Source organism: Aeromonas sp. QDB39 (assembly GCF_027707585.1).
Taxonomy (GTDB): Bacteria; Pseudomonadota; Gammaproteobacteria; order Enterobacterales; family Aeromonadaceae; genus Aeromonas; species Aeromonas hydrophila.
In genome coordinates this window covers 36,942-62,987 of the sequence record NZ_JAPCIV010000009.1, presented here as the reverse complement: position 1 = coordinate 62,987, position 26,046 = coordinate 36,942, and the positions used below count along the sequence as shown (strand labels likewise).

Sequence of the window (26,046 nt, the reverse complement as noted above, 5' to 3'; positions counted from 1 at the left end):
TTTGTGGCAGGTCCATTGCCAGTTGTCTGCGCCCATCACGCAGGTTGCGCTTGTTCTTTGCCTTGGTGACCAATGCCAAGACAAAACAAGGAAGATAACAATATGCAACAGATCCTAAGGCCCAGCAGGCTTGCCATGCTGGTGGCTTTGGCTGCCATGCCCGCCTGGGCACAGGCCGCCTATCCCGCCTATCAGGCCGGTACCGCCTACAAGGCCGGCGACATCGTCAGCAACGTCGGCAATCTCTATGAGTGCAAAGAATTTCCCTACTCCGGCTGGTGCGGGGCCTCGCCCTATCACTACGCCCCCGGGGTGGGTGTGGTCTGGGCCGATGCCTGGAAACTCTATGGCGGGGACGTGCCGCCTCCGGCGCTCGGCGTAGCCGTCAGCTCGCCGGCTGCCGGCGCAAGTTTCAACGAGGGGGCCAGCGTTGCACTGGCGGTGACCCTGAGCGGCCCGGTGACGGCGCTGGTTCGGGTGGAATACCTCATCGACGGCAAGCTGGTGGCCACGGCGAGCGCCTCGCCCTGGAACGGCAGCTGGAGTGCCGCCGGTGTCGGCGCCCACGCCCTCAAGGCTCGGGCACTGGATAAAGATGGCAAGGTGCTGAGCGAAGCGGATTCCAGCTTCAAGGTCGCCGCCGTGGTGGCGCCAGAGGCGCCCAAGGTGAGCATCGCGAGCCCGGCCGCTGGCGCCAAGGTGACCCTGGGTCGCAGCGTGGCAGTGAGCGGCAACGTCACCGATGCCAACAACGACGTCGCCAAGGTCGAGCTGTTCGTCGATGGCAAGAAAGTGGGTGAAGACACCAGTGCCCCCTGGCAGGTGAACTGGACGCCCCAGAGCAAGGGGCTGGCCGGCCTCAAGCTGGTGGCGACCGACAAGGAGAACCTGAGCGGCGAGTCGAGCCAGGTCGACGTGCAGGTGGAAGAGGCCGCCTTGCCGCCCACCGGTGGCAATCTCTCCTGCGACATTCGTCAGATCTACCGTCCGGATGGCTACGAGTGCATGGGGGATGACCACGCCCGCCGGGTCATCGGTTACTTCACCTCCTGGCGTACCGGCAAGAACGGCTTGCCCTCCTACCTGGTGAGCGACATCCCCTGGGACAAGATCACCCACATCAACTACGCCTTCGCGGCGGTGGACGAGCAGAGCCACACCATCAAGGTGGATGACTCGGCGACCAAGATGACCTGGGACGGCGTGCCGGGTGCCGAGATGGATCCGGAGTTCGCCTACCAGGGCCACTTCAACCTGCTGTCCAAGTACAAGAAGCAGTATCCGGACGTGAAGACCCTGATCTCGGTGGGGGGCTGGGCCGATACCCGCGGCTTCTATACCGCCACCACCAAGGGTGACTGCTCGGTCAACACCGACGGCATCAACGCCTTTGCCAACTCGGCGGTGAGCTTCATCCGTCAGTACGGCTTTGACGGGGTCGACGTCGACTACGAGTATCCCACCTCCATGAAGGATGCGGGCAACCCCAACGACTTCCCGCTCTCCAACCAGTGCCGCGGCAAGCTGTTTGCCAACTACAAGGTGCTGATGCAGACCCTGCGCAGCAAGCTCGACAGCGCCGGCAGCGAGGATGGTCGCAAGTACATGCTGACCATCGCCTCGCCGGCCTCGGCCTATCTGCTGCGCGGCATGGAGAACTTCCAGGTCACCCAGTACCTCGACTACGTCAACCTGATGACCTACGACTTCCACGGCGCCTGGAACAACTTCGTCGGTCACAACGCCGCCCTGTTCGACAACAAGGCGGATGCCGAACTTGCCCACTGGGGCGTCTATACCCAGAGCCAGTTTGGCGGCATTGGCTACCTCAACGCGGCCTGGTCTGCCCACTACTTCCGTGGCGCCCTGGCGGCCGGCAAGATCAACGTGGGCGTGCCTTACTACACCCGCGGCTGGCAAGGGGTCAGCGGTGGCACCCACGGCCTGGGCGGCAAGGCAGTACTGCCGAGCCAGAGCGATTGTCAGCCGGGTACCGGCGGCAGCACCATTCCGTGCGGCAACGGGGCGGTCGGCATCGACAACATCTGGCACGATCTCGACAAGAACGGCAAGGAGATCGGCGGCGGTGCCGTGCCCATGTGGCACGCCAAGAACCTGGAGAACGCCGCCAGCCTGGGTATCACCACCATGCCGAGCTACGGTCAGGCCTGGGGTCTGGATCCCAACAACCCGGCTCACGTGATGCAGGGCAAGTACGTGCGTTACTACGATGACAAGGCGCAGGCGCCTTGGCTGTGGAACGAAGAGAAGAAGGTGTTCCTCTCCACCGAAGATGAAGAGTCCATGGGCCACAAGCTCGACTACATCATCAAGCGGGGCCTGGGCGGGGTCATGTTCTGGGAGATGGCGGGTGACTACGCCTTCGATCCGGCCAAGAACGAGTACGGCATGGGGGATACCCTGACCACGCTCGCCTACGACAAGTTTGCCAAGGCGACCAAGTACGACACCAGGCAGAACGATCTGGCGGCGCCAACCGCCCAGCTCGACATCGCGGTGAGCCTCTCCGGCTTCAAGGAGGGGGATTCCAACTACCCGATCAACCCGACCCTGAAGCTCACCAACAACTCGACCCAGACCATTCCGGGCGGTACCCGCATCGAGTTCCTGGTGCCCACCTCCACCTCCGACACCATCACCGACCAGAGTGGGATGGGGCTGAAAGTGGTGGAGAGCGGCGGCAACCAGAACTCCGACGGCATCGCGGGCGAGAAGGATTTCCACAAGGCGGCCTTCACGCTGCCGACCTGGAAGGCGTGGGCGCCGGGCAGCGACGTGGAAGTGGCGATGACCTACTATCTGCCGGCCGCCGGTGTGCCGAGCGGTATCCGCATCATCAGCGGCACCCAGACTGCGGGTCTCAAGGCCGAGTTCCCGACCCTGCCGGAGGCCGTGCTGGGCAGCAGTGGTGGCGGTGAGAACCCGGGCGGTAGCACCTGCAGCAGCCAGAACGTCAATCCGGCCGCCTACAAGGCCTATCCGACCTGGCCGCAGGGGGATCACGCCAACGGTGGTGATCGTATGACCAACAACAAGGCGGTCTGGCAGGCCAACTGGTGGACCAGCAGCGAGCCTAAGGCGGGCGACGGCAGCTGGAAACTGGTATGCAGCTACTGAGTTGTCCAAGCTGCCGCACCAGCAGCGAGCTCAGAGCGGGCGATAGCAGCTGGAAACTGGTGTGTAGCTACTGATGACCGTTTGAGAGGCAGGCCGGCACTCTGCATGGCCTGTTCTCTCGCAAGGTAATGACCCAATCCGGAGCCCAGGCTCCGGATTTTTTTATGGCGGGGTAATAAAGGCAGGGGCATAAAAAAGACCGCTCCGGGGAGCGGCCAATTGCCACCAAGGCAATCTGCGGGGTAATCCCCTTGTTGTTGATCGGTAGGGCGGGAGCCCGTCCTGCCGGGTGTCATTGCGTGCCATGCCGGGAACAGATGCTCCGGGCTGGTACGCCAGGGTTGCTTATTGGGTGACGGCGCCGCCCTGCTGCTCTTTCAAGAAGCTGATCCAGGGGGAGGCGCGGCCGCTGACGTTGCCGTTCTGGGCAGCCTGGGTGAAGGCGGAGAGTGCCTCCTTCGGCTTTTGCTGCTCAAAATAGGCGACCCCGGTCAGGAACTTCAGATCCGCCCGCTGCTCGCCGCTGGCGTTGGCGGCGGGCTTGGCGGCGAAGGCCACCAGATCCTGGTAGCGCTTGCTCTGGATCATCATGCGCGCCATCTTCAACTGCAGATCGGCACTGGGGGCCAGCTTGTAGGACTTGGCCAGGGTGTCGATGGCCGGGTCCAGCTCCTTGGCCTGGTGCCAGTAGTTGGCCAGGGTCTTGTAGTTGGCTGCGTTGCTCTCGATGGTCCCTTCCTTCATCGCCTTCTCCATCACGCGGGCGGCGCGGTGGGGAATGCCGGCGAAGGCCAGGTAGTTGGCGAGGCGCTGCAGCTCGCTGGCTTCGGTCAGCATGCCGAGGTTGTAGGCGCCTTCCAGCGCCGCCAGGGCCTTGGCATCGTTGCCCGCCTGCATGTGCATGGCCGAGAGCTGGGTCCAGTACTTCTTCTTCTCCGGGTAGCGGTCGACCAGTGCGGTCAGCACCTCGGTGGCCGGCTTGTACTGCTTCAGCTCGTAGTGAGCTGCCATCTTCAGCAGGTACCAGGACTCCGGCGCCTTGCCCGCGGAGAGCTTGATCGCGTTGTCCACCGCCGGAATGGCTTCTCGATACTGCTTGAGCTGCACATGGGCGTTGGCCAGCGTGATGTAGGCGTGCGGGGTCGGTTTCTCGTCCTTGCCGAGGTTCGCGAACCACTGGTTCATGGTGCTGATGGAGGCCTTGAAGTTCCCCTCCGCCATGTAGAGCTGGGCCAGGTTGTAGCGCACCTGCTGGGCCACCGGCTGGGGCAGCCCGCCAGTGGCGATGGCATCGGCGAAGTACTTGGTCGCCTGACCGTACTTCTCTTGTTGCGCCGCCACGAAGCCCAGGGTCTGCAGAATGACCCCCTTGTCGTAAACCCGCTCGCCGGCGCCGGACAGCGCCTCCTGCAGCTTGGCATTGGCCTCGCCGTATTTCTTCTCGGTGATCAGTGCCTGCGCCTTGTTGACCGCACGATAGGCGCGATCAGAGAGGGCGGGCTGCTCGGCGGCCCAACCGGCGGTGCTGAGCAGCACCGCCATGGCGACCGGGGCGAGGATCAGGGTATGTAACTTTTTCATCGCCACCTTCCTTAGTTGACCGCAAACTCGATTTCTTGCTGCATGCGGGTGGCCTGCGGCTTGCCATCGACCATGGCCGGCTTGAACGTCCATTTGGCGATGGTCTTGCGGGCCTCCTTGCCGAGGTCGTAGCTGCGGGGATCCTCTTTGACGATCCGCACGTTGCTGACGGTGCCGCGCTCGGTGACGGTGAACTCCACCAGCACCTTGCCAGAGGCAAGGCCGGCCAGCGCCGCCTTGCGAGGCATCATGGGCTCGAAGGTCGCCAGCGGAATGGCGCCGTTGTTGCCACCCATGCCACCACCACCGCCGCCGGTGCTGTAGGCACCGAGGGCGTTGCCACCACCGATGTTGACCGGAATGTCGAGTTTGGGCATGTCCATCGGCGAGCTCTCCATCTGCGGCCGATCCGTGCTGGCCACTTCCATCTCGGGAGGGGGAGGGGGCCGGTTCGGGGGCGGCGGCTTGGGCAGCTCGCGTTGTCTCTCTTGCAGGGTCTCCTGAGGCTTGATGCGGATGAAGTCGGTCATGCTGACGTCCTCCTTCTCCACCAACTCCCGGTGATCCGGTGTGATGAGCTTGTTCATTCCCAGAAACAGGAAGAACACCACCACACAGGAGACCGCCAACGATATCAGGTATCTCATGGTGCTCGCTCCGGCATCAGCTGCTCTTGCTCGCCGCGATGGAGATGTTCTGGACACCGGCCATGCGGATCTGATCCATGACCTGGACCACCAGACCTGAACGGGATTCGGTATCGGCCTGGATCACCACGGCGCTCTCCGGGTTTTCGGCCCGCAGCCGCTCGATGTTGGCGCGCACGGCACCTACTTCGACGATGCGCTTGTCGACCCAGACCTGGCCGTTTTCACGGACCGCGACCATGATGTTCCCCTTCTTCACCGTCTCGGCCGTGCTGGCGCTCGGGCGGTTGATCTCCACACCGGACTCCTTGACGAACGAGGTGGTGACGATGAAGAAGATCAGCATGATGAACACTATGTCCAGCATGGGGGTCAAATCGATGGCCGCCTCATCAGCACTGCTGTCGCTGTGACGTTTTCTCATGGCAAAAACTCCTTGCTTGTTCTGTGCCCCCGCCAGAGTCGGGTCCGGCGGGGGAGTGCATCCTGCATCAACCGTGTTTCAGGTTGTCTTCCAGCTTCTCGACCGCCAGCTTGGCCTTGTGATCGAGCTGGTTGACAAAAAACAGGCCGGAAAGGGCGGCAATCATGCCTGCCATGGTCGGTACCGTCGCCTTGGAGATCCCCGAGGCCATCGCCCGCGGTGAGCCGGTGCCGGTGATGGCCAGGGTGTCGAACACCTGTACCATGCCGACCACGGTTCCGAGCAACCCCATCAGCGGGCAGAGGGCGATCAGCACTTTGATGACCGGCATCCCCTTGTCCACCGCCATGGCCACCCGGGAGACCAGCTCGCGCCGGATCTGCTTGGCGGACCAGGAGAGGTGATCGCTGCGGGCCAGCCAGGCGGCCTTGGTCTGCTTCACCTGCTTGGGGTAGACCGCCATGAAGTAGAACCAGCGCTCCAGCAGCAGGGCCCACATCATCAGGGTCAGGAAGAACAGGGCGACCAGTACGTCGCCCCCCAATCCCAGAAACCGGCGGACCGACTCGACTTCTTCAATCAACCAGAACCACATGGATGACTCCTTACGCTGCGGCTTTGGAGGCGTGCAGACGTTCCTGGTAGCGGGCGACAAAACCGGCGCTCTGCTCTTCCAGCACCTGGATCAGACGACGGCTCTGGGTCTGTACGATGGTGTAGAGGAACAGCATGGGCACGGCGACCACCAGACCCTGCATGGTGGTGACCAGGGCTTCGGAGATACCGCCTGCCATCAGCTTGGGATCGCCGGTACCGAACAGGGTGATGGCCTGGAAGGTGGCGATCATGCCGACCACGGTACCCAGCAGACCCAGCAGCGGCGCGACCGAGGCGATCAGCTTGATGATGCTGATGCCCTTCTCGAACTTGGGCACGTTGCGCAGGATGATCTCGTCGAGCTTGGACTCCAGATCCTCGATGTTGTCGCCACGATGGCTCTGGTAGGCCCCCAGCATCTCGCCGATGGGGTTGCCCTTGATAATCTGATCGGATTTCAGCTGCTTGCGCATGGATCCGCCGATGAGGGAGAGGCGAGCGCCGCAGAACAACGCCAGCAGGGTACCGAGCACACCGAGTACCATGATGACGTAACCCACTTCACCACCCTGATCGATCCGCTCCTTCAGGGTCGGCGACTGCACCAGCAGGGAGAGGATCACGCCGCGGGACGGGTCGACGAAGATCGGCTTGACGCCGCCGCCACCCTGTTCAAAGTAGGCGATGGGTTCCAGCACCCCCTTGTCGGGTTGGCGGGGCAGCTGTTCGAACTTGCCGGTCTCCGGCACGAAGGTCAGGTACTTGCCTTCGGAGACGGTGTTGAACTCGCCGATCTGGGTGACGGTCTTCTCGGCCTGGTTGCCCTCGCCATAGACCACGGTGGCCGGGATCTGGCTGACCTTGCCACCGTCGACCATGCGGCTGAGGGTGGTGGTCCAGAAGGCGGTCAGGTCATCGCTGGAGGGCAGCTCTTTGCTCTCGGCCAGGCGGGTCAGCAGGGCGGTCTGCTCCGGATGCTCGACCCGGCGGGCAGAGGCGTTGAAGATCCCCTTGAACTCGCCGGCGAACTGGCGCAGCACCCCGAACATCTCGCCCATGTTGCCGGCACGCTGGCGCAGGGTCTCTGTCAGCTCGGTCAGCTGCTTGTCGTTGGCATCGAAGGTGGCCTTGAGCCGCTCACCCTTGGCCGTTTCGGCGGCCAGTTCTGCCTTGGCCTTGACCAGCAGGGCGGCCTGCTCGTTCTTGTCGGCCAGGAAGCGGGCTTCCCGCTCCTTGTTGAGCTGGGATTCGGTGGTGCTGGCGGCTTTGACCTGATTGAGCAGGGCGTTCAGGTCCACCGGTTTCTCGGCGGCGGTCACCGGCAGGGTGAGCAGGGTCGCGCCCGCGATCAGCGAGGCGATGGCAAGTTTGATTCCTTTCATGATGCTTTCTCCGCAGTTTGAACCGGCAGCTTGATGAGGGCGGGGGGCGCCTGCTTCTTGGCGATGCGAAGGCCCTGTTCCACTGCACTGCGATACTCCTGGGGCAACTCTTCCCACTGACGGGTCTTCTTGTTCCACATGCCGGTCTCATTGCCGTCCGGGGACTGGTAGAGCAGGGCGATGCGGCCGACGCGCAGGAACTCGTAGGTCTTCTCGCCGCCATCCTTGGCCAGGCTGGCCTTGTAGGATTCGATGGTGCGGCTGAAGCCCTCCTCGATCTGGTAGGCCTCCAGGATCTTGCGGTACTTCTCGGAGATGGTGACGTCGGCCCGGTTCATCAGGTCGGTCAGGGCCGCGACGCGATCCTCCCGCTCGACCTTCTGGAACGGCAGATCCAGCGCCACGAACTGCTCGAGGGAGTCGATCATCTTGAGCATCAGCGGCACCACTTCGGTGCTGGTCTGATCGATCTGGGCGATCTGGCGCTGCATCGAGGCCAGTTCGCTGCTCTGGGAGTCGACCATCTTGCCCACCTGCTCGTTGTAGGTACGCAGGCTGTCGACCTGACGCAGGGCGGCCTTGTACTGGGCGAGGGCGGATTCGGCAGAGTCGGCGTAGCTGTCGATCTTCTGCTGGGACACTTTGGATGCATTGTCGGTGGCGGCTTGAGCGTCCACTGCCTGGCTGGCAGAGGCGGCACTCAGATTGAAGCTGGTCAGCAAGGCAGCAGAAACCAGGCTGCCGAGGAGCGCTTTCTTCATTGTAATTGTCCTTGTTTTCATAGGATTACCCTATCTCCGTAACTTCCTTGGACGTTGGGCAAAGCCGGCCCGACCGGGCCGGCTTGGGTTTATATCTCAACGGGAGTGGATTAAAACTTCTGGGTGTAGTCGAGGTAGTAGATACGACCATCGATGCTGTACACATCTTCGTCGTAGGTGAAACCATCGCTCTCAAGAGACGGACCTACGTTGAACATGTTCTTCACACCGACCTGGATCTTGCCGTCCCAGGGGGCATCCACACCGACGTTCAGGTTCCAGGTGGTCTGGGAGGCGATATGACCCACTTCCTCACCGGTATCGGCAATGTAGTCCTGGCTCTGGGAGTCGATGTAGCTGGCGCTCAGGTAGGTGTCCATGTTCCACCACTGCGGCACATTGACCCCGACACCGGAGTTGAAGCGCAGCTGCGGCTTGCCGTTCTGGCCAATCTTGTCTACAACCGGCCCACCGGCATAAAGACCTTCCTTGTATTCCAGGATGTAGGTACCACCGAAGTCATAACGAATGGTTGCCACGTTCAGGTCGTACTTGTAGTCAGCCTTGAAATCCAGGCCGCTGGTGTTCAGTTCACCCAAGTTGACCATGGGAGCGATAGCGCCCTTGATCTTGCCTTGGCTGTTACGAGTGATGTTGCTGGAGCTGCCGTTGTTCAGTTCGTCATAGATGATGGACTGCAGAGAGTTCAGCTGGATGACGTCGGTGATTTTGACCGTGTAGTAGTCCAGTGACAGGTTCAGGTCATCCAGCGGGCTGTAGGCCACGCCGAAGTTCCAGGTGTCTGCGGTCTCTTCCTTCAGCTTTTCGTTTGAAGTCCGCGTGGTATCGTACTGTTTGTTGGGGCAAGCAGCAGCCGAGATACCGTTTGCTTCGCAATAGACATAGTCCTTGGCCCAGTCGGCCGAGAAGGAGTCTGCAGAGTAGAGATCACTCAGACTGGGAGCCCGGAACGAACGAGACCAGGAAGTGCGCAGCATCAGGTTGTCCAGCGGCTGGTAGCGCAGACTGGTCTTGGGTGAGAAGGCACTGCCGAAGTCGCTGTATTTGTCGAAGCGACCGGCGACGTTGAGCTCAATCTGATCGGTGATGGGTACCAGGGACTCGATGTAGGCAGCAGTCACGTCACGAACACCACCAGAGGAGTTACCGGCGGAGCCTATGATGTTGCCAGCTTCCGATTGGGCATCGTATTTGTCGGCATAGACCCAGTCGTTGTATTCGGCACCTGCGTACCAGCTGACCGGCCCTGCCGGCAGTTCTCCCATGTCCCACTGGACACCGGCATACCACTGGTAGAAGTCCATGGTGGAACGGCGGCTGGTGTCGGCGGCCATGGAGGCCGTGGTGGAGGAATCAAATTCACCACCGACAAACTTGCCATCCTCAATAGCCTTTTGGGCGGCAGACTTCAGCACATAGCCAGTGCCGTTTTCCTTGTTGTCTGTCTTGGAGTACATGTAGCCGGCATTCCACTGCATGTCACCAACGCTTTCAGTTGTGATGGTGCCCTCAAAGCCGAGGTTCATACTGCCAGTAGTGTCTGTGACCAAGTTGTCACGGGTACCGACGTTGTTGAAACGGTAGTAGGCGTAAGCAGCTTCGCCCAGTCCTTGGGTTGCCGCGGCATCCAGGCCGTTGTCGGTGAAAAATTGCGCATTTTTCGGGTTGGCAGGATCTATGGCAAAGGCGCCTGCAGCAGGTGCAAAGCGGCTAAAGCTCTCGACCCGGGAACCAATGATCTGGGGTACGAAATCGACGTTGTCATTGATGTGATAGCGGCCATTTACATAGAGGGTGTCACGGCTGCGGGAGGCAGTCTTGGCAGCAACCTGGCCGTAGTTGAAGTTACAGCCACCATCAGCGTTTACAAAGGGGTCTTTACAGGTGCCATCAGGATTGGTGGAACCTGCCAGCGGGCCATATGTCCAGATAGGATCGCCATTGCCGTCCAGGCCTGTGATGCCTTCCACGTTGCGACCGTAAACGCTGGGTGATTCGTTACCTTGTTTGGCGAGGTAGTCACGGTCACGGCTGTAGATGATGTCCTTCTTGTCGTGCTCATAGACAGTCATCAGGGAGCCTTTTTCACCGGTAATACCGGCTACGATGGAACCGCTCTTTTCGTCACCGCCGTTTTCGCTTGGGCTACCAATTCGCCCTTGGAAGGTCAGACCTTCGTAACCCTCTTTCAGCACCACGTTGATGACGCCACCGATGGCGTCAGAACCATAGATGGCTGAGCCGCCATCCAGGTTCACTTCCACCCGCTCAACAGCCGCCATGGGGATGGTGTTGAGGTTGATGGAGGTACCACCCATGGTAGGAGAACCGGCGACGCGCTTGCCGTTGAGCAACACCAGAGTGCGCTCTGAGCCGAGACCGCGCAGACCAACAGTAGACTGGGACTGGAAGGAGCTGCCGGAGGAGGGGGATACGCCGCCGAAGGAGTTGTAGGAGGCCTGTTTCAGGTAATCTGCCACGGTCTGCTGACCGGATTGTTCGATCTTGGCTTTGGTGACAGAGACAACCGGGGTGGCACCTTCCACGTCGACGCGCGAGATACGGGAGCCGGTGACCTTGATCTTCTGGAGTTTTTCGACGTTTTGACCCTCTTCGGCCAAAACAGGGGTGGCTACTACTGCCGCGCTCGCCAAGGCAAACGCTACGGCAGCAGAGAGTCTGCTTTTCCTAAGCATCGCTTATATCCTTCCTGGTTGTTTTTTTGTTTGCTTCCATACCGCCCTCGTTGGAGCGATGCGTAAGGCTTATCAAGCTTTGACGGTTGACGTCAATTGAGGCGGTGTGGATGGGGAAGGGGGGCGCAATAAGCTGACTATGTTTTAATACTTCCGGTTTCGCAGCGGTTTATTCTGACTTGATGATATTTTACGATGTGAAATCGATGTTAAAATGAGTGGTTTCCATTTTATTGATTAATTTTGAACTTATCGATAAGGGGGATGTCCCGCTAGTTTTTATATTGCTAACCAAGACTTTTTTAGCATTATTTTCTGTTTTGGTAGCGTGTTCGGCTGAGGTTCAGATTGCATTGTCGAGCCGGATTTCAGCTTGCCCATTATAGAGATGGGTGATTTAATTCTGATTTATCATATCCTGTTGTTTTATATGTAAAAGATGTTTTAGTGAGGCTGTTTTTGTAGGTTTGATTGAAAATTTAAACGTTATTTAAATTGTTCATCTCGCAGTTTTTTATCTTGAAGTTGGCTTTTTCATAAAAAACTCACAGTAAATTCCACAGTTTGCCAAAGGGGCATGTCATGCCCTTCGTTCTACTTGATTTTTGTTGCAGAGCTTTTACAGTGACCGAGCGGATAGTCTGTCAATAACTGGCTATCCAGTGAGTAATGCCAGGAAGGACAGGCCTGTCACCGGATGTGACTGGCCATAAAAGAACAACAAGGACGAGGTTCCACCATGCTGTCGTATTTCTTACGTCGGATGCTTTTGATCATCCCGACGTTTCTCGGTATCACCCTGCTCGTCTTCACCATCACCCGTTTCGTGCCGGGCGGCCCGGTCGAACGCATGCTGCTGCAAGCCCAGGTTTCTCAGAACGAATCTGGCCGCTCCAGCGGCAGCAAGGGGGCGCAGGCGCTCTCCGACGAGCAGATCGAGGAGCTCAAGGCCTTTTACGGGCTCGACAAGCCCATGCTGGTCGCCTATTGGGAGTGGCTGCAGAAGCTGGCGGTGCTGGATCTTGGCGAATCGACCCGCTATTACGAACCGGTGTGGGGCCTCATCAAGGACAGGTTGCCGGTGACCGCCTTCTTCGGGCTGGCGACCTTTCTGCTCAGTTATGCCGTTTCCATTCCGCTCGGGGTGGCCAAGGCGCTCAGGCACAACAGCCGCTTCGACTCGCTCAGCTCCATGCTCATCTACATGGCCTATGCGCTGCCCGCCTACGTGGTGGGCATCTTCCTCATCACAGTGTTCGCGTTTCATCTGGAGTGGCTGCCCATGGGGGGCTTCCCAGGGGACGAGTTTGACGGCATGGAGAGCAGCTGGGATCAGATCCGTACCGTGTTCGCCCATGCCCTGCTGCCGCTCATCGCCTACGCCATCGGTGATTTCGCCATCCTCACCATGACCATGAAGAACAGCCTGATGGAGAACCTGTCGGCGGATTACGTGCGCACCGCCGTGGCCAAGGGGCTGCCGTTTCGCAAGGCGGTGACCGATCATGCGATGCGCAACAGCCTGATCCCCATCGCCAGTCACCTAGGGTCGGTGCTCACCGTCTTCTTCGGCGGCTCCTTTCTCATCGAGACCATCTTCAACATCGACGGCATCGGTCTGCTCGGTTACGAGGCCATCGTCGAGCGGGATTACCCCACCGTGATGGGCATTCTGGCCATCACCTCCATGCTGATGCTGGTGGGCAATATCGTCTCCGACATCTGCGTTGCCCTGGTCGATCCCCGCGTGCGGTTCGGAGAGTGAACATGAACCCTGTCACCTTAAAAAAACTCAAGCGTTTCAAATCGATCAAGCGCGGTTACTACTCCTTCATCATCTTCACCACCCTGGTGCTGCTCTCCCTGCTGGCGGAGCTCTTGGTCAACAGTCGGGCACTGATGGTGAGCTATCAGGGGGAGCTCTATTTTCCCACCTATGGCGACGTGATCCCGGGTCAGCAGTTCGGGCTCGATTACGAGTACGAGACCAATTATCGCCAGCTCAAAGACAAATTCGCTGCCGATGGCAAGGGGGATTGGGTGGTGTTGCCGCCGGTGCCCTGGAACCCCTATGAGCAGGATTTCAAGCAGGATGCCTACCCACCCTATGCGCCGAGCCTGGCCGAGCGCCACCTGCTTGGCACCGACACCAGCGGCCGCGACGTGCTGGCGCGTCTGGTCTACGGCTTTCGCATCGCCATCGGCTTTGCCTTCATCGCGCTGGTGGCCAGCTATGCCATCGGGGTCACCATCGGCTGCATGATGGGCTTCCTCGGTGGGCGGTTTGACCTGGTGCTGCAGCGCTTTATCGAGATCTGGTCCCAGGTGCCGTTTCTCTACGTCATCATGATCCTGGTGTCGCTGGCCAAGCCCAACTTCGGCCTGTTCGTGGCCATCAACGTGCTGTTTGGCTGGATGGGCATCACCTGGTACATGCGCACCCTCACCTACAAGGAGCGGGCGCGGGACTACGTGATGGCGGCGCGGGCCCAGGGGGCCGGCACCGGGCGGATCATCTTCCACCACATTCTGCCCAACACCCTGATGATGATCGTCACCCTGGCGCCGTTTGCCGTGGTGGGCAACATCTCCACCCTGACGGCACTGGACTATCTGGGCTTCGGCCTGGCTCCGCCCACCCCGAGCTGGGGGGAGCTGCTCTCCCAGGGCATCAACAACCTGGATGCCATCTGGATCGTGAGCTCTGTGGTGGCAGCGGTGAGTCTGGTGCTGATCATGGTCTCCTTCATCGGCGAGGCGATCCGCGAGGCGTTCGATCCGCGCAAATTTACCCGTTATCAGTGACCTGGGGCGGGCTTGTGGCCCCGGTTGCTCACCCTTGAATCGACAAGCCCCCAGTGCAGGGGTATGACCTGGAAGTCAAACATGAAAAATAAAATGAAATGGATAGGTGCTCTCTTTGTGCTGGTGAACGGATCCTGGGTGTGGGCGGCCAGCCTGCCTGCAGATCTCAAATGGGAGACCAACGACACCGACCCCGTGTTCGCCTCGCCCAAGGCGCTGCCGGGTGGCAGCATCACCATGTTCGTGGACAGTTTCCCACTGACGTTTCGCACTGTGGGGCCGGACTCCAACGGCGCGTTCCGCTCCTTCATCATGGATAACCAGCTGAGGCTCATCAGCTTCCACCCCAATACCGGCAACCCCATTCCGTCGCTCGCGACCCACTGGGCCATCGCGCCGGACAACCAGACCGTCTACTTCAAGCTGGATCCGCGCGCCAAGTGGTCGGACGGCAAGCCGGTGGTTGCCGATGACTACACCTTCGGCTACGAGATGATGCGCTCCAAGGACATCAAGGGGCCCTGGTTCAACAACTACTACACCACCGAAGTGGTGGCAGTGGAGAAGGTTGACGACCACACCATTCTGGTCAAGGCAGGTACCCGCAAGGCCAAGCTGGACCTGCTCAACACCACCGAGCTGTGGCCCCAGCCCAAGCACTACTACAAGCTCACCCCCAACTGGGTGAAGCAGTACAACTGGGCCGTGGTGCCCACCACCGGCCCCTACGTGATGAGCGACGTGAAGAAGGGCAAGTCCATCACCTTCAGCAAGCAGAAGGAGTGGTGGGCAAAGGACGATCGCTACAACCAGCACAGGTTCAACCTCGACACCATCAAGGTGCAGGTGATCCGCGATCACAACATCGCTTTTCGTCACTTCCTGAAAGGGGAGCTGGATACCTTCGAGATGATCCTGCCCAACTGGTGGCATGAAAAAGCGGTTACCCCCGAATACAAGCAGGGATATGTGCAGAAGGTGATGGCCATGACCGACACCAAGCAGGGCGGTCAAGGGCTGCATCTCAATATCGCCACTCCCAAGCTGGCGGACCTCAACGTGCGGCTCGGCATCCAGTATGCCCTCAACATCGACAAGATGATTAAAACCGTGCTGCGTGGCGACTACGACAGAGCCACCACCTTCGGCTCGGGTTTTGGCGAGTTCACCGACATGCAGCTGCCGGAGCGGGCCTACGACATCGCCAAGGCGCGCGACTACTTTGCCAAGGCGGGTTACAGCAAACCGGGGCCGGACGGCATCCTGCAGAACGACAAGGGGGAGCGGCTGACCCTGGCGCTCACCTACACCAGCCAGGAGCACTCCAAGCGGTTGACCGTGCTCAAAGAAGAGGCCAAGAAGGCGGGGCTGGATCTGGAGCTCAACCTGGTGGACGGCGCCACCGGCTTCAAGGCGATGCTGGAGAAGAAACACGAGGCTGCCTGGATGGGCTGGGCCGGCGGCGGCCTCTATCCGCAGTATTGGGAGTCGTTCCACTCGGCCAACGCCAACAAGCCGCAGACCAACAATTTGTTCAACGTGGCTGACAAAGAGCTCGATGGGCTGATCGACGCCTACAACGTCGAGTTCGACATGGCCAAGCGGGCCGAGCTCTCTCGCCAGATCCAGCAGCGTATCTATGATCTCGCCATCTTCGTGCCCGGGGTGCAGCTCAACTACGTGCGGGCCAGCAGCTGGCGCTACGTGATGCTGCCCGAGGTGCCCGCCACCAAGAACACGCCGGATCTGCTCTACTGGCCCATGGATGGCTACCCTCACAGCAGCGGCGGCTTGCTCTGGCTCGATCCCAAGGTGAAGGAAGAGACCCTGAAGGCCAAGGAGGCAGGGGAGGCGCTGACGCCCATCAACCTGCTCGACAAGACTTATGCGCGTCATTGATATGGCACAGAAGGGAGCAGCAGTCATGTCCAACACACAGGCTCCTCACCCCGAAACCCGGGATCATGGGGGCGATGACAAGAGCAAGGCCCCCATTCTGGAGGTGAGCGATCTGGCGGTGGAGTTTGCCGTCGACGACGGCAAGATCAAGGTGCTCGACGGGGTCAGCTTCAAGGTGGCCCCGGGTCAGACACTGGGGGTGGTCGGTGAGTCCGGCTGTGGCAAGAGCGTCACCTCGCTTGCCATCATGGGGCTGTTGCCCAAGCCCCATGGTCAGGTGGTGGCGGGCTCCATCCGCTTTCAGGGGGAGGAGCTGCTGTCGCTTGCGCCGGATCAGATGTACAAGGTGCGCGGCAACCGCATCTCGATGATCTTTCAGGAGCCGATGACGGCGCTCAACCCGGTGCAGACAGTCGGTGATCAGCTGATGGAGGTGTTCCGCCTCCACCGTCCCGACTACAGCAAGGCCCAGCGCAGGGAGGCAGCCATCGCCATGCTGCAGAAGGTGGGGATCCCCGAACCTGCCCAGCGTTTTGCCGTTTATCCCCACAACCTCTCCGGCGGCATGCGCCAGCGGGTGATGATCGCCATGGCGCTTGCCTGCGAGCCGGCGCTGCTCATCTGCGACGAGCCGACCACGGCGCTCGATGTGACCATTCAGGCCCAGATCCTGGAGTTGATGAAGGAGCTGCAGGCCCAGACCGGCATGGCCATCATCTTCATCACCCATGATCTCGGGGTGGTGGCGGAGCTGTGCGACGAGGTGGTGGTGATGTATGCCGGCCGGGCGGTGGAGCAGGCCGACGTGTTCGAGCTGTTTGACCACCCGCGCCATCCCTATACTCATGGTCTGATGAGCTCGATCCCACGGCTCGAAGATGAGCCCAAGAGCCTGCTCAAGACCATCAAGGGGCAGGTGCCCGCCCTGCACGAGATGCCGGCCGGATGCCGTTTCTCCAACCGTTGTCCCCATGCCACCGAGATCTGCGTGAGCGCCATTCCGGCCACCGAGCAGCTCGCCGAGCGGCATGGAGTGGCCTGCCACCACTGGAGGGAGCTAGCCGTATGAAGACGCTTTTATCGGTGCGCGACGTGAAGCAGCACTTCCAGCTGGGCGGCGGCTTGTTGCGCAAGAAGTATCATGTCTACGCGGTGGACGGCATCAGCTTCGATCTCAAGCAGGGGGAGACGCTGGGGCTGGTGGGCGAGTCCGGCTGCGGCAAGTCGACCCTGGGGCGCACCCTGCTCAAGTTGTTCGAGCCGACCGCCGGCACCATCACCTTCGAGGGGCGTGACATCACCCACCTCCCGCCCAAGGAGATGCGATCTTTGCGCCAGGAGATGCAGATCGTGTTTCAGGATCCTGCGGAATCCCTCAACAGCCGCCACACGGTGGGGCAGATCCTGGAGGAGCCCTTCGTCATCCACGGCAAGGGCAACGCCGAACAGCGGCGGGTCTGGGTGCAGGAGCTGCTGGAGAAGGTGGGGCTGCCGGGCAGCGCGGTGGATCGCTATCCCCATGAGTTTTCGGGCGGCCAGCGCCAGCGCATCGGCATTGCCCGGGCCATCGCCCTCAAGCCCAAGCTGCTGGTCTGTGACGAGGCGGTGTCGGCACTGGATGTGTCGGTGCAGTCCCAAATAGTCAACCTGCTGCTCACTCTGCAGCGGGAGATGAACCTCGCCATCATCTTCATCGCCCACGATCTGTCGGTGGTCAAGCACATCTCGGATCGGATTGCGGTCATGTATCTGGGCCGGATCGTCGAGCTGGCCGAGGCCCAGTCGCTCTATCTGGCACCCCGCCACCCCTATACCCAGGCGCTTATTTCGGCCATTCCGGTGCCGGACCCGCGTCGGCGCAGCCAGCGCATCCTGCTGACGGGGGATGTGCCGTCTCCCATCTCGCCGCCGAGCGGCTGCCACTTTCATCAACGCTGCCCTTATGCCGGCGAGCTGTGCCGCACCAAGTCGCCGAGCCTGCAGCCGTGCGACGGGGCCGATCATCAGGTGGCCTGCCACACGCCGTTGCCGCTGGCCGAGGCGATCCCCCTGGGAAAGGCGGTATGATGCCGGTGCCCGCATCGCAGCAAGATGGCACGGGAAACAGCGAATAAAAAATGGGGCCTGCGGGCCCCATCTTCATGGTTGGAGTTCAGGTTTGGCCGTGGAACATCTGGCCAGGGCAGGACAGCTCCCCCGCAAGGGGATGGCTGCTGTGTGGATTGCTGTTTTTGTAATTTTATTACTTAAATGTTCGATCACGCTTTCACGAAATTGCCCGCTGGCGGCATCAGGCGCCATAGCGGAAGTAGTAGTTGCGGGTTGCCGGCGCATAGGTATCTTTCTCTACGACGCCTTTCTTGCTGGTTACACCCTTCAGGTGGAACAGAACTGCCAGATTCTCAAACATATATTCACCTCATTGCTCTGTCGTTGATTTGTTATCTGTGACCTGGGTCACGCTTTGATCCTATGGTCTTCTGTGAGCTGGATCAACTTTTTGTGTTGTAAATTTACATAAATCATAGAAAGGGTTTTCAAATCCAAGGTTGCTTATGGAGACGGTTTCAGCAGGCTCTCAGATTGACACCTGATGGTCTGGCTGACGGGTCTGGATGAGCCACGGATGGGGGCGGCAGAGCCGTCCGGCGGTTTCGAGGGGAAACATGCCAAGGGTGGGAGCAGGCAAAAAAATACCCCGCACCTGGCGGGGTATGTGGTGTGGCCGGTCGGCCTTGGCCTGCGGGTTTATTTGGCCGGGATCTGTTCCAGCACGTGAACCAGCAGTTGCCAGAACCGCTCGACCGCCGGAATGTGCACCTTCTCACCCGGGGCGTGGGCGCCGCGGATGGTCGGGCCGAAGGAGACCATGTCCCACTCCGGGTAGGCGCTCTTGAACAGACCGCACTCGAGGCCGGCGTGGATCACCATGACGTTCGGCATCTTGCCAAACAGGGTCTGGTAGCTGTTGCGTACCAGCGCCATTACCGGGGAGTCCACGTTCGGTGCCCAGCCCGGGTAGGCGCCGGTAAACTCGCAGCTGGCGCCAGCCAGATTGAACAGGGAGCGGGTCATCTGTTCGACGCTCTCGCGACCGGAGTCGATGAGGGAGCGGATCAGGCACTGTACGTACACTTCGCCATCCTGGGTCTTGATGACGCCCAAGTTGGTGGAGGTCTCGGTCACGCCCGGGATGGCATCGCTCATGCGGATGACGCCGTTCGGGCAGGCCATCAGGGAGTCCAGCAGGCGGGCCTGCAGGGACTCGCTCATCAGCTGGGCCGGTTTTTCCTGGGATGTGAGCAGCACGGTCAGGTTGGCTTCGGTGGCGGCCAGCTCGCTCTGGTAGATGCCGGTATAACGGTCAACCAGGGCCTTGAATTCGTTGACGCTGGCGGCGGGCACCAGCAGCTTGGCCCGGGCCTCGCGCGGGATGGCGTTGCGCAGGGTGCCGCCATGGATCTCGGCCAGACGCAGGCCCAGCGGCTCGGCGGCCTTGAGCAGACGCACCAGCAGCTTGTTGGCGTTGCCGCGGCCGCGATGAATGTCGACCCCGGAGTGGCCGCCGCGCAGGCCCTTGACCAGCAGCTCGAAACCTTCACCCTCGGTGGCGGCGACCAGCTCCAGCGGGAAGCGGATATTGGCATCCACCCCGCCGGCGCAGCCCATGTAGACCTCGCCATCCTCTTCGGAGTCGGTGTTGAGCAGGATCTCGCCCTCCAGCCAGCCCGCTTCAAGGCCGAAGGCACCGGTCATGCCGGTCTCTTCGTCGGTGGTCAGCAGCACTTCCAGCGGACCGTGCTTGATGGTCTTGTCGGCCAGCACGGCCAGGCAGCCCGCCATGCCCATGCCGTTGTCGGCGCCCAGGGTGGTGCCGCGGGCAGTGACCCATTCACCGTCGATGTAGGCATCGATGGGATCCTTGGTGAAGTCGTGCTGGGTGTCGGCGTTGGCCTGCGGCACCATGTCGATGTGCGCCTGCAGCACCACGGCCTTGCGGTTTTCCATCCCCGGCGTGGCCGGTTTCTTGATGATGATGTTGCCGACGGCATCTTGCTTGACCGCCAGACCTTCCCCTTGTGCCCATTGGACGATCCAGGCGCTCAGCTGGGCTTCGTGCTTGGAAGGGTGGGGGATGGAGCAGATCTGTTCGAAGAAATGCCAAATCAGTTTGGGAGAGAGAGAACTAAGCTGTGCCACGTCGGGACTCCTTACCAGCACGGAAGATGACAGGGCCCCGGTAGCGGGGCGAGCAAGAGGATAACGATAATACAGTCAATCACACAAAAATGTGAGCGATCAGCGCAAATTGCGGGCGGCTTGTGCTGGCAAGCGGGGGAATGGCAGCGTACAGCTCCGGTATGGACGAAGCGAACCAGCACAAAAGAAAATTTGTGACTCGCATCACAAAAATATTGAGTTTATGGCGCCGGCTGGTAAATTAACGACCGTGGTTCGCCACCCGTCAGGATGACGATGAATGCCTCCAGGGAACCGAAGCAAAGCAAGTGCGCCTCCATGGAACCGAGTGTCCGTTCAAGGATCTGAACCCGCATTAAGGTACGTAACTTGTTAAGCAATCAGGAGTTTATGATGTCAGGCAGCAATTCAACCTATTGGTTCGCCCAGTCTCTTTATACCCAGGGTTTCAACTATCCGAACCCCTACGCCAGCCGCCGTTAAGGCCGGTTGCCGGCCAGGCTGACAGGCGGATCGAAAACAGCAGGCGAGTGAGGAATCCATCCTCCCCCTGCTATTTTTTTATCTGCTGCTCGGCGAGCGTCGCCCGGGAGAGGGAAAAGAGGGAGTCAGCCGGACTTGCTTCGATTTTTTTCCTGCATTTCGCATACGTTTGCCAGTCAATTTATCCGCAAACGATGGTATCATGCCCGCCCAACAGCCTGTCTGCGGTCCTGCCCCCTCTGTGACATGACCGCCAGCTCTGCCCATCCTGCTTCCATTGCATCTGTTTTCGCTGCCGAGGGTCTTCTCCCGAGGCGGTCGTGGTGCAAGCCGAATTTGGGAAAAAGGGCCGTCAGCATTAACGAAATCACGTGCGTCTGCACGGGTTTTCAAGTCTTAAGTGATTGTTTTTATAACTCGTTGAGATCGATTGTATGCCGAAAAAGTTTTATGTGTCGTGGGACAACCTGCAACGTGAAGCGCGCCGTCTGGCCCGTCGTCAACTGCCCGTCAGCCAATGGAAAGGGATCATCGCGGTCAGCCGCGGCGGCTTGGTTCCGGCTGCACTGATGGCGCGTGAACTTGGCATCCGCAACGTCGAAACCCTGTGCATCTCCAGCTATGACCACAACAGCCAGCGTGATCTGGTGGTCGTGAAGGCCGCCACCACCGCGGGTGACGGCGAAGGCTGGCTGGTGGTGGAAGATCTGGTGGACACTGGCACCACCGCCAAGGCGATCCGCGAGCTCTACCCCAAGGCCAAGTTCATCGCGATCTTCGCCAAGCCGATGGGTGAGCAACTGCTGGATGACTTCGAAGTCGCCATCCCGCAAGACACCTGGATCGAACAGCCGTGGGATATGGCGCTGGAGTTTGCCACGCCGATCTGCGACGAAGAGTAAGCAGCGAATCAGCTTCACAGGGCTCCTATATGGAGCCCTGTTTTTTTGTGGTGCAACTGGCTGCCGGGCGGGAAAAGTGGTTAAGATGGAGCCATTGCATGACAGTATGAGTAATAGCTTTGGACTTGAACGACGACCTTAACCTGACCGAGAAGCTCTTTACCCGGGTAAAAAAGGTGCTGGAGACCTCGGAAGTCTCCAACTCCAGCCCGGTCGCGGAGCAGGATGACAATGTCGATGAGACCTTCATCGACGGTTCCATGTCATCGCGCTGGTATCGTCTGCTGCGCCGGCCGACCTGGGCCTGGCAGGGGGCGGACCCGGTCGAGGTGGAGCAGACCCTGGCCTGCATCGCCATGGGAGAGGGCGAGCGTACCCACGAGCGCTTCCTGGATACCATCAAGGGTTATGTGCCCGGCAACTGGGTCTATGAGTGGAGCCAGCTGGCCGGCCGCTACTTCAACCGGGGTCGCGAGCTGGTGGCACAGGGCGAACGAGCCGCGGCCCTGAAAAGTCTGCTCAAGGCGGTGCGCTACTACTCCATCGCCAGCTACCCCCATCTGAAGAATGACGAGCTGGCGGATCAGGCCCAGCTGCTCGGCAACATGGCCTACCGCGAGGCGGGACGCCTGTTCAAGGTGCCGCTCAAGGAGCTGCAGGTGCCGTTTCGCGGCAAGCACATTCAGGGCTACCTGCACCTGCCGACCACCGACAAGCCGGTGCCTCTGGTCATCGTCAGCGGCGGCATCGACTCGCTGCAGGTCGACTTTCTCAATTTCTATCTCAAGTGCCTGGAGCCCAACGGCATCGGCATGTTGTCGCTCGATATGCCGGGCATTGGCTATGCCGAGCATTGGCCGCTGGTGCAGGACACCAGCCGGCTGCACCAGGCGGTATTGAATCATCTGTCTGAAGTGGCCTGGGTCGATCACCAGCGCATCGCCATGGTGGGTTTTCGCCTGGCGGGCAATGTGGCGGCACGGCTCGCCTTCATCGAGCCGTTCAAGCTCAGGACCGTGGTTTGCATCGGCGCTGGCGTCAATCAGGTGTTTACCAATCAAGAGATGTTTGCCCGCTGCCCGCGCATGATGCGGGACGGGCTGGCCAACCGGCTGGGGGCTGATGCGGCCCAGTGGGAGTCGCTGCGTACCAAGTGCCAGGTATTTTCACTCAAGACGCAAGGATTGCTGGGGACTCGCACTTCCGTGCCGATATTGAGTATTGGACACAAGAAAGATTTTATTTGTCCCGAGCAGGATGTCCGGGCATTGGCGTCCGCCAGCCGCAACGGCAAGGCGGTGGTGTTCGACAAACAACCCTTGCTGGAGGTATACGACGAGGCGTTGAAAGAGATGGTCGACTGGCTCAAGAAGCACCTATGTACATGATATAGCGCTAAAATATAACGTCATCCCAGGGTGATGTGGCTTGTTCAACAGGGAGGTTAACATGTCAGAAAGAGTGACCTACAAGCGACTGCTGAGGTAGTTTGCCGCGATTGGCCCCTATTTACGTGAGGACCTGTGTGAAGAGGGGCGTTACCGTTTCGACTGCCTTTCCGTCTGTGTCAGCGCCAAGCCGGCGCCGGACAAACGGGAATTCTGGGGCTGGTGGCTGGTGCTGGAGCAGCAGGATCACAGCTTCAGCTATCACTATCAGGTCGGCTTCTACAACGCCGAAGGGGAGTGGCTCAACAAGCCGCTGCCCAAGAAGCATCAGGCTGAAGTCGAACGTACCCTCAACCACTTCTACAAGCTCATCAGTGACAAGCTGCACCAGCTTGGTTGCCAGCTCGCTCCCGCCGAGCAGGTCACCAACGAGCTGACCGTCACCGCCGCCTGATGACCCGCCGCCCCGCCAGCCACCCATCGGCTGGCGGGGCGTTTCTTTGCCGCTTGCTCCGCTTTGCCTGCACCCGCCGCTGCCCTGGTGTTAATTGCCTTGCAGGGCAACAGGGCCGTGGGTATAAAGGGATTCCTTATATTTCAGCCTTTTTGCTCCCATGGAAAACAGAACCATAGTCGTCAAACTGGGCACCAGCGTGCTCACCGGGGGATCTTCCCAGCTCAATCGTGCCCACATGGTCGAGCTGGTCAGACAGTGTGCAGCCTTGCACCGTCACGGCCACAGGGTCGTGGTGGTCACCTCGGGGGCCATCGCCGCCGGCCGTGAGCATCTGGGCCACCCCCCATTGGCGCCAACCCTGCCCAACAAGCAGATGCTGGCGGCCGTCGGCCAGACCCAGCTGATCCGGGTATGGCAGGATCTGTTCAACCTCTATGGGTTGCACATCGGTCAGATGCTGCTGACCCGCGCCGATCTGGAGGACAGGGAGCGTTACCTCAATGCCCGCGACACCCTGCGCACCCTGCTCGATCACCGCATCATCCCGGTCATCAACGAGAACGACGCGGTGGCGACTGCCGAGATCAAGGTGGGGGACAACGACAACCTCTCCGCTCGCGCCGCCATCCTGGCCGATGCGGATCTGCTGATCCTGCTGACCGATCAGAAGGGGCTGTTTACCGCCGATCCCCGTACCAACCCGGATGCCCAGCTCATCGAAGAGGTGCAGACCATCGACGACACCCTGCGCAAGCTGGCGGGTGACAGCGTCAGCGGGCTCGGTACCGGCGGCATGGCCACCAAGTTGCAGGCCGCTGACGTGGCGCGCCGCGCCGGCGTCAACGTGGTGATCGCCACCGGCCAGATGCCGGAAGTGGTCGGCCGTCTCGCCAAGGGCGAGCGCATCGGCACCCTGTTCCCGGCGCTGGCTTCGCCGCTGGAAGGGCGCAAGAGCTGGATCCTGGCAGGCCCGCCCCCCCACGGCGAAGTGCAGGTGGATCAGGGCGCCGTGGCTGCCATGCAGGAGAAGGGCTCCAGCCTGCTGCCCAAGGGCATAGTGGCGGTGAAGGGCGATTTCGTGCGTGGCGACGTGGTGCGCATTCTCGATCCCAAGGGGGCCGAGCTGGCGCGCGGCATCTGCCGTTACAATCATCTGGAGCTGGACAAGCTGCGCGGCGTCCATTCGGACAACATCGAACAGGTGCTGGGTTACGGCTATGGCGCCGTGGCCATCCACCGCGACGACATGGTGCTGCTGTGAGTCGCCAGCCGCTGCCACGCAAGGGCAGCGACACATCAAGATAAGGGGGGACGCCGCCATCGGGCGGCCCCGCAAGAACCAAAGGGAAGAGAGATGAGTCTGGAGAAAATGGGGCAGGCGGCCCGTGAAGCCGCCTATCAGCTGGCCACCGTCAGCACGGCGCAGAAGAACCGGGCGCTGGCCGCCATCGCCGACGAGCTGGAGGCGCGCAGCCACCAGATCCTGGCCGCCAACGAGAAAGACATCGCCGCCGGCCGTGCGGCGGGCTTGTCAGACGCCATGCTGGATCGGCTGTTGCTCAACCCGGCCCGGCTGGCCGGTATCGTGGCGGACGTGCGCAAGGTGATCTCTCTGGACGATCCGGTCGGGGCCGAAATCGACAGCCGGATGCTGGAGAACGGCCTGCGCCTCTCCCGCCGCCGGGTGCCCATCGGGGTCATCGGCGTCATCTACGAGGCGCGTCCCAACGTCACCATCGATATCGCCAGCCTCTGCCTCAAGACCGGCAACGCCAGCATACTGCGCGGAGGCCGCGAGACCTTCCACTCCAACCTGGAGCTGGTACGGGTGATCCAGAGTGCGCTGGCGGCCTCCGGCCTGCCGCGCGATGCGGTGCAATACATCGACAACCCGGATCGGGCGCTGGTGGGCGAGCTGCTGCGCCTCGACCGCTACGTGGACATGATCATCCCCCGCGGCGGCGCCGGGCTGCACAAGATGTGCAAGGAGAACAGCTCCATTCCGGTGATCATCGGCGGTTTTGGCATCAGCCACATCTTCGTGGACGAGAGCGCCGATCTGGCGCGCTCCCTGGCGGTCATCGACAACGCCAAGGTGCAGCGCCCCTCCGCCTGTAATGCCCTCGACAGCCTGCTGGTGCACGAGAAGGTCGCCGCGACCTTGCTGCCGCAGCTGGTGGACTTAATGAACGAGCGCAAGGTGGCCCTGGTCGCTACTTCCGAAGCCATGCCGCTGCTTACGGGCGCCGACAGCCTGCGTGCCGCCGGCCCGGAAGACTTCGATACCGAGTGGCTCTCGCTGACCCTGGGAGTCAAGCTGGTGGCGGATGTGAACGAGGCACTGGCCCATATGCGCGAGCACAACGCCGGTCACTCCGATGCCATCCTCACCAACGATCTGGCCAATGCCGAGCGTTTCGTCAACGGGGCCGGTTCGGCGGCGGTCTACGTCAACGCCTCCACCCGCTTCACCGACGGTGGCCAGTTCGGGCTGGGCGCCGAGGTGGCGGTCTCGACCCAGATGCTGCATGCCCGTGGCCCCATGGGGCTGACCGAGCTCACCAGCTACAAGTGGGTGGGATTGGCGGACTATCTGAGTCGCGCCTGACGCCTTTTGGGGCCTGTGTGAAGATGCCGACTCAGGTCGGCATTTTTTTGCTTTTTT

The 26,046-nt window shown here is 60.8% G+C and carries 18 protein-coding genes and 1 pseudogene; 11 read left to right on the top strand and 8 right to left on the bottom strand.

The window, feature by feature from the left end:
- Window positions 1–135: 135 nt before the first annotated feature.
- Window positions 136–3,138 carry a glycosyl hydrolase family 18 protein gene (locus PG899_RS07010; RefSeq protein ID WP_077098228.1) on the top strand — a complete coding sequence of 1,001 codons (3,003 nt, stop codon included), beginning with the start codon at window positions 136–138 and terminating at the stop codon, window positions 3,136–3,138.
- A gap of 345 nt (window positions 3,139–3,483) precedes the next feature.
- On the opposite strand, the gene PG899_RS07005 is transcribed toward PG899_RS07010, so the two are convergent.
- The 7 genes from PG899_RS07005 to PG899_RS06975 form a co-directional block, all read right to left on the bottom strand.
- Entirely contained in the window at window positions 3,484–4,719 is a 1,236-nt protein-coding gene (locus PG899_RS07005) for a tetratricopeptide repeat protein (protein ID WP_010633016.1), read from the bottom strand.
- A gap of 11 nt (window positions 4,720–4,730) precedes the next feature.
- On the bottom strand, window positions 4,731–5,366 hold the full coding sequence (locus PG899_RS07000; protein WP_024943514.1) for an energy transducer TonB: 636 nt from the start codon (window positions 5,364–5,366) through the stop codon (window positions 4,731–4,733).
- Between the two features lie 16 nt (window positions 5,367–5,382).
- Complete coding sequence (locus PG899_RS06995; protein WP_010633018.1) at window positions 5,383–5,790, bottom strand: ExbD/TolR family protein; 408 nt, start codon at window positions 5,788–5,790, stop codon at window positions 5,383–5,385.
- Between the two features lie 67 nt (window positions 5,791–5,857).
- Window positions 5,858–6,385: a MotA/TolQ/ExbB proton channel family protein gene (locus tag PG899_RS06990; RefSeq protein ID WP_010633019.1), complete on the bottom strand. Its 528-nt coding sequence runs from the start codon at window positions 6,383–6,385 to the stop codon at window positions 5,858–5,860.
- Window positions 6,386–6,395: 10 nt separating this feature from the next.
- Entirely contained in the window at window positions 6,396–7,769 is a 1,374-nt protein-coding gene (locus PG899_RS06985; RefSeq protein ID WP_190283861.1) for a MotA/TolQ/ExbB proton channel family protein, read from the bottom strand.
- Window positions 7,766–8,530 (bottom strand): DUF3450 domain-containing protein, encoded by a 765-nt coding sequence (locus PG899_RS06980; protein ID WP_011707199.1) that lies wholly within the window; start codon window positions 8,528–8,530, stop codon window positions 7,766–7,768. The genes PG899_RS06985 and PG899_RS06980 overlap by 4 nt, the downstream gene beginning before the upstream one ends.
- 110 nt (window positions 8,531–8,640) lie before the next feature.
- Window positions 8,641–11,247, bottom strand: coding sequence for a TonB-dependent receptor plug domain-containing protein (locus PG899_RS06975; protein WP_077095680.1), 2,607 nt, complete (start codon window positions 11,245–11,247; stop codon window positions 8,641–8,643).
- A 739-nt stretch (window positions 11,248–11,986) separates the two neighbouring features.
- Between PG899_RS06975 and PG899_RS06970 the strand changes: the two genes are divergently transcribed.
- From PG899_RS06970 to PG899_RS06950, 5 genes are all read left to right on the top strand, one after another.
- Entirely contained in the window at window positions 11,987–13,012 is a 1,026-nt protein-coding gene (locus PG899_RS06970) for an ABC transporter permease subunit (RefSeq protein ID WP_011707197.1), read from the top strand.
- Window positions 13,009–14,052, top strand: coding sequence for an ABC transporter permease (locus PG899_RS06965; protein ID WP_026080473.1), 1,044 nt, complete (start codon window positions 13,009–13,011; stop codon window positions 14,050–14,052). The genes PG899_RS06970 and PG899_RS06965 overlap by 4 nt, the downstream gene beginning before the upstream one ends.
- Window positions 14,053–14,133: 81 nt before the next feature.
- Window positions 14,134–15,951, top strand: a complete 1,818-nt coding sequence (locus PG899_RS06960; protein WP_077095679.1) for an extracellular solute-binding protein — start codon at window positions 14,134–14,136, stop codon at window positions 15,949–15,951.
- Between the two features lie 25 nt (window positions 15,952–15,976).
- Window positions 15,977–17,020 carry an ABC transporter ATP-binding protein gene (locus PG899_RS06955; RefSeq protein ID WP_077095678.1) on the top strand — a complete coding sequence of 348 codons (1,044 nt, stop codon included), beginning with the start codon at window positions 15,977–15,979 and terminating at the stop codon, window positions 17,018–17,020.
- Window positions 17,017–18,018 carry an ABC transporter ATP-binding protein gene (locus PG899_RS06950; protein WP_077095677.1) on the top strand — a complete coding sequence of 334 codons (1,002 nt, stop codon included), beginning with the start codon at window positions 17,017–17,019 and terminating at the stop codon, window positions 18,016–18,018. Before PG899_RS06955 ends, PG899_RS06950 begins: the two co-directional genes overlap by 4 nt.
- Window positions 18,019–18,699: 681 nt before the next feature.
- Here PG899_RS06950 and PG899_RS06945 read toward each other — a convergent pair.
- On the bottom strand, window positions 18,700–20,151 hold the full coding sequence (locus PG899_RS06945) for an aminoacyl-histidine dipeptidase (RefSeq protein ID WP_270697295.1): 1,452 nt from the start codon (window positions 20,149–20,151) through the stop codon (window positions 18,700–18,702).
- A gap of 917 nt (window positions 20,152–21,068) precedes the next feature.
- On the opposite strand from PG899_RS06945, the gene gpt reads away from it, so the two are divergent.
- The 5 genes and pseudogenes from gpt to PG899_RS06920 all read left to right on the top strand — a co-directional run.
- Window positions 21,069–21,536, top strand: coding sequence for a xanthine phosphoribosyltransferase (gpt, locus tag PG899_RS06940; RefSeq protein WP_016351815.1), 468 nt, complete (start codon window positions 21,069–21,071; stop codon window positions 21,534–21,536).
- 119 nt (window positions 21,537–21,655) lie between these two features.
- Complete coding sequence (frsA, locus tag PG899_RS06935) at window positions 21,656–22,924, top strand: esterase FrsA (RefSeq protein ID WP_011707188.1); 1,269 nt, start codon at window positions 21,656–21,658, stop codon at window positions 22,922–22,924.
- Between the two features lie 109 nt (window positions 22,925–23,033).
- Window positions 23,034–23,378 carry a sigma factor-binding protein Crl gene (crl, locus tag PG899_RS06930; protein WP_270697298.1) on the top strand — a complete coding sequence of 115 codons (345 nt, stop codon included), beginning with the start codon at window positions 23,034–23,036 and terminating at the stop codon, window positions 23,376–23,378.
- Between the two features lie 160 nt (window positions 23,379–23,538).
- A complete protein-coding gene (proB, locus tag PG899_RS06925) occupies window positions 23,539–24,642 on the top strand; it encodes a glutamate 5-kinase (RefSeq protein WP_011707186.1) in 1,104 nt (367 codons plus the stop codon).
- Between the two features lie 81 nt (window positions 24,643–24,723).
- A pseudogene (locus tag PG899_RS06920) lies at window positions 24,724–25,989 on the top strand (glutamate-5-semialdehyde dehydrogenase); the annotation flags it as partial.
- Between the last annotated feature and the right edge of the window lie 57 nt (window positions 25,990–26,046).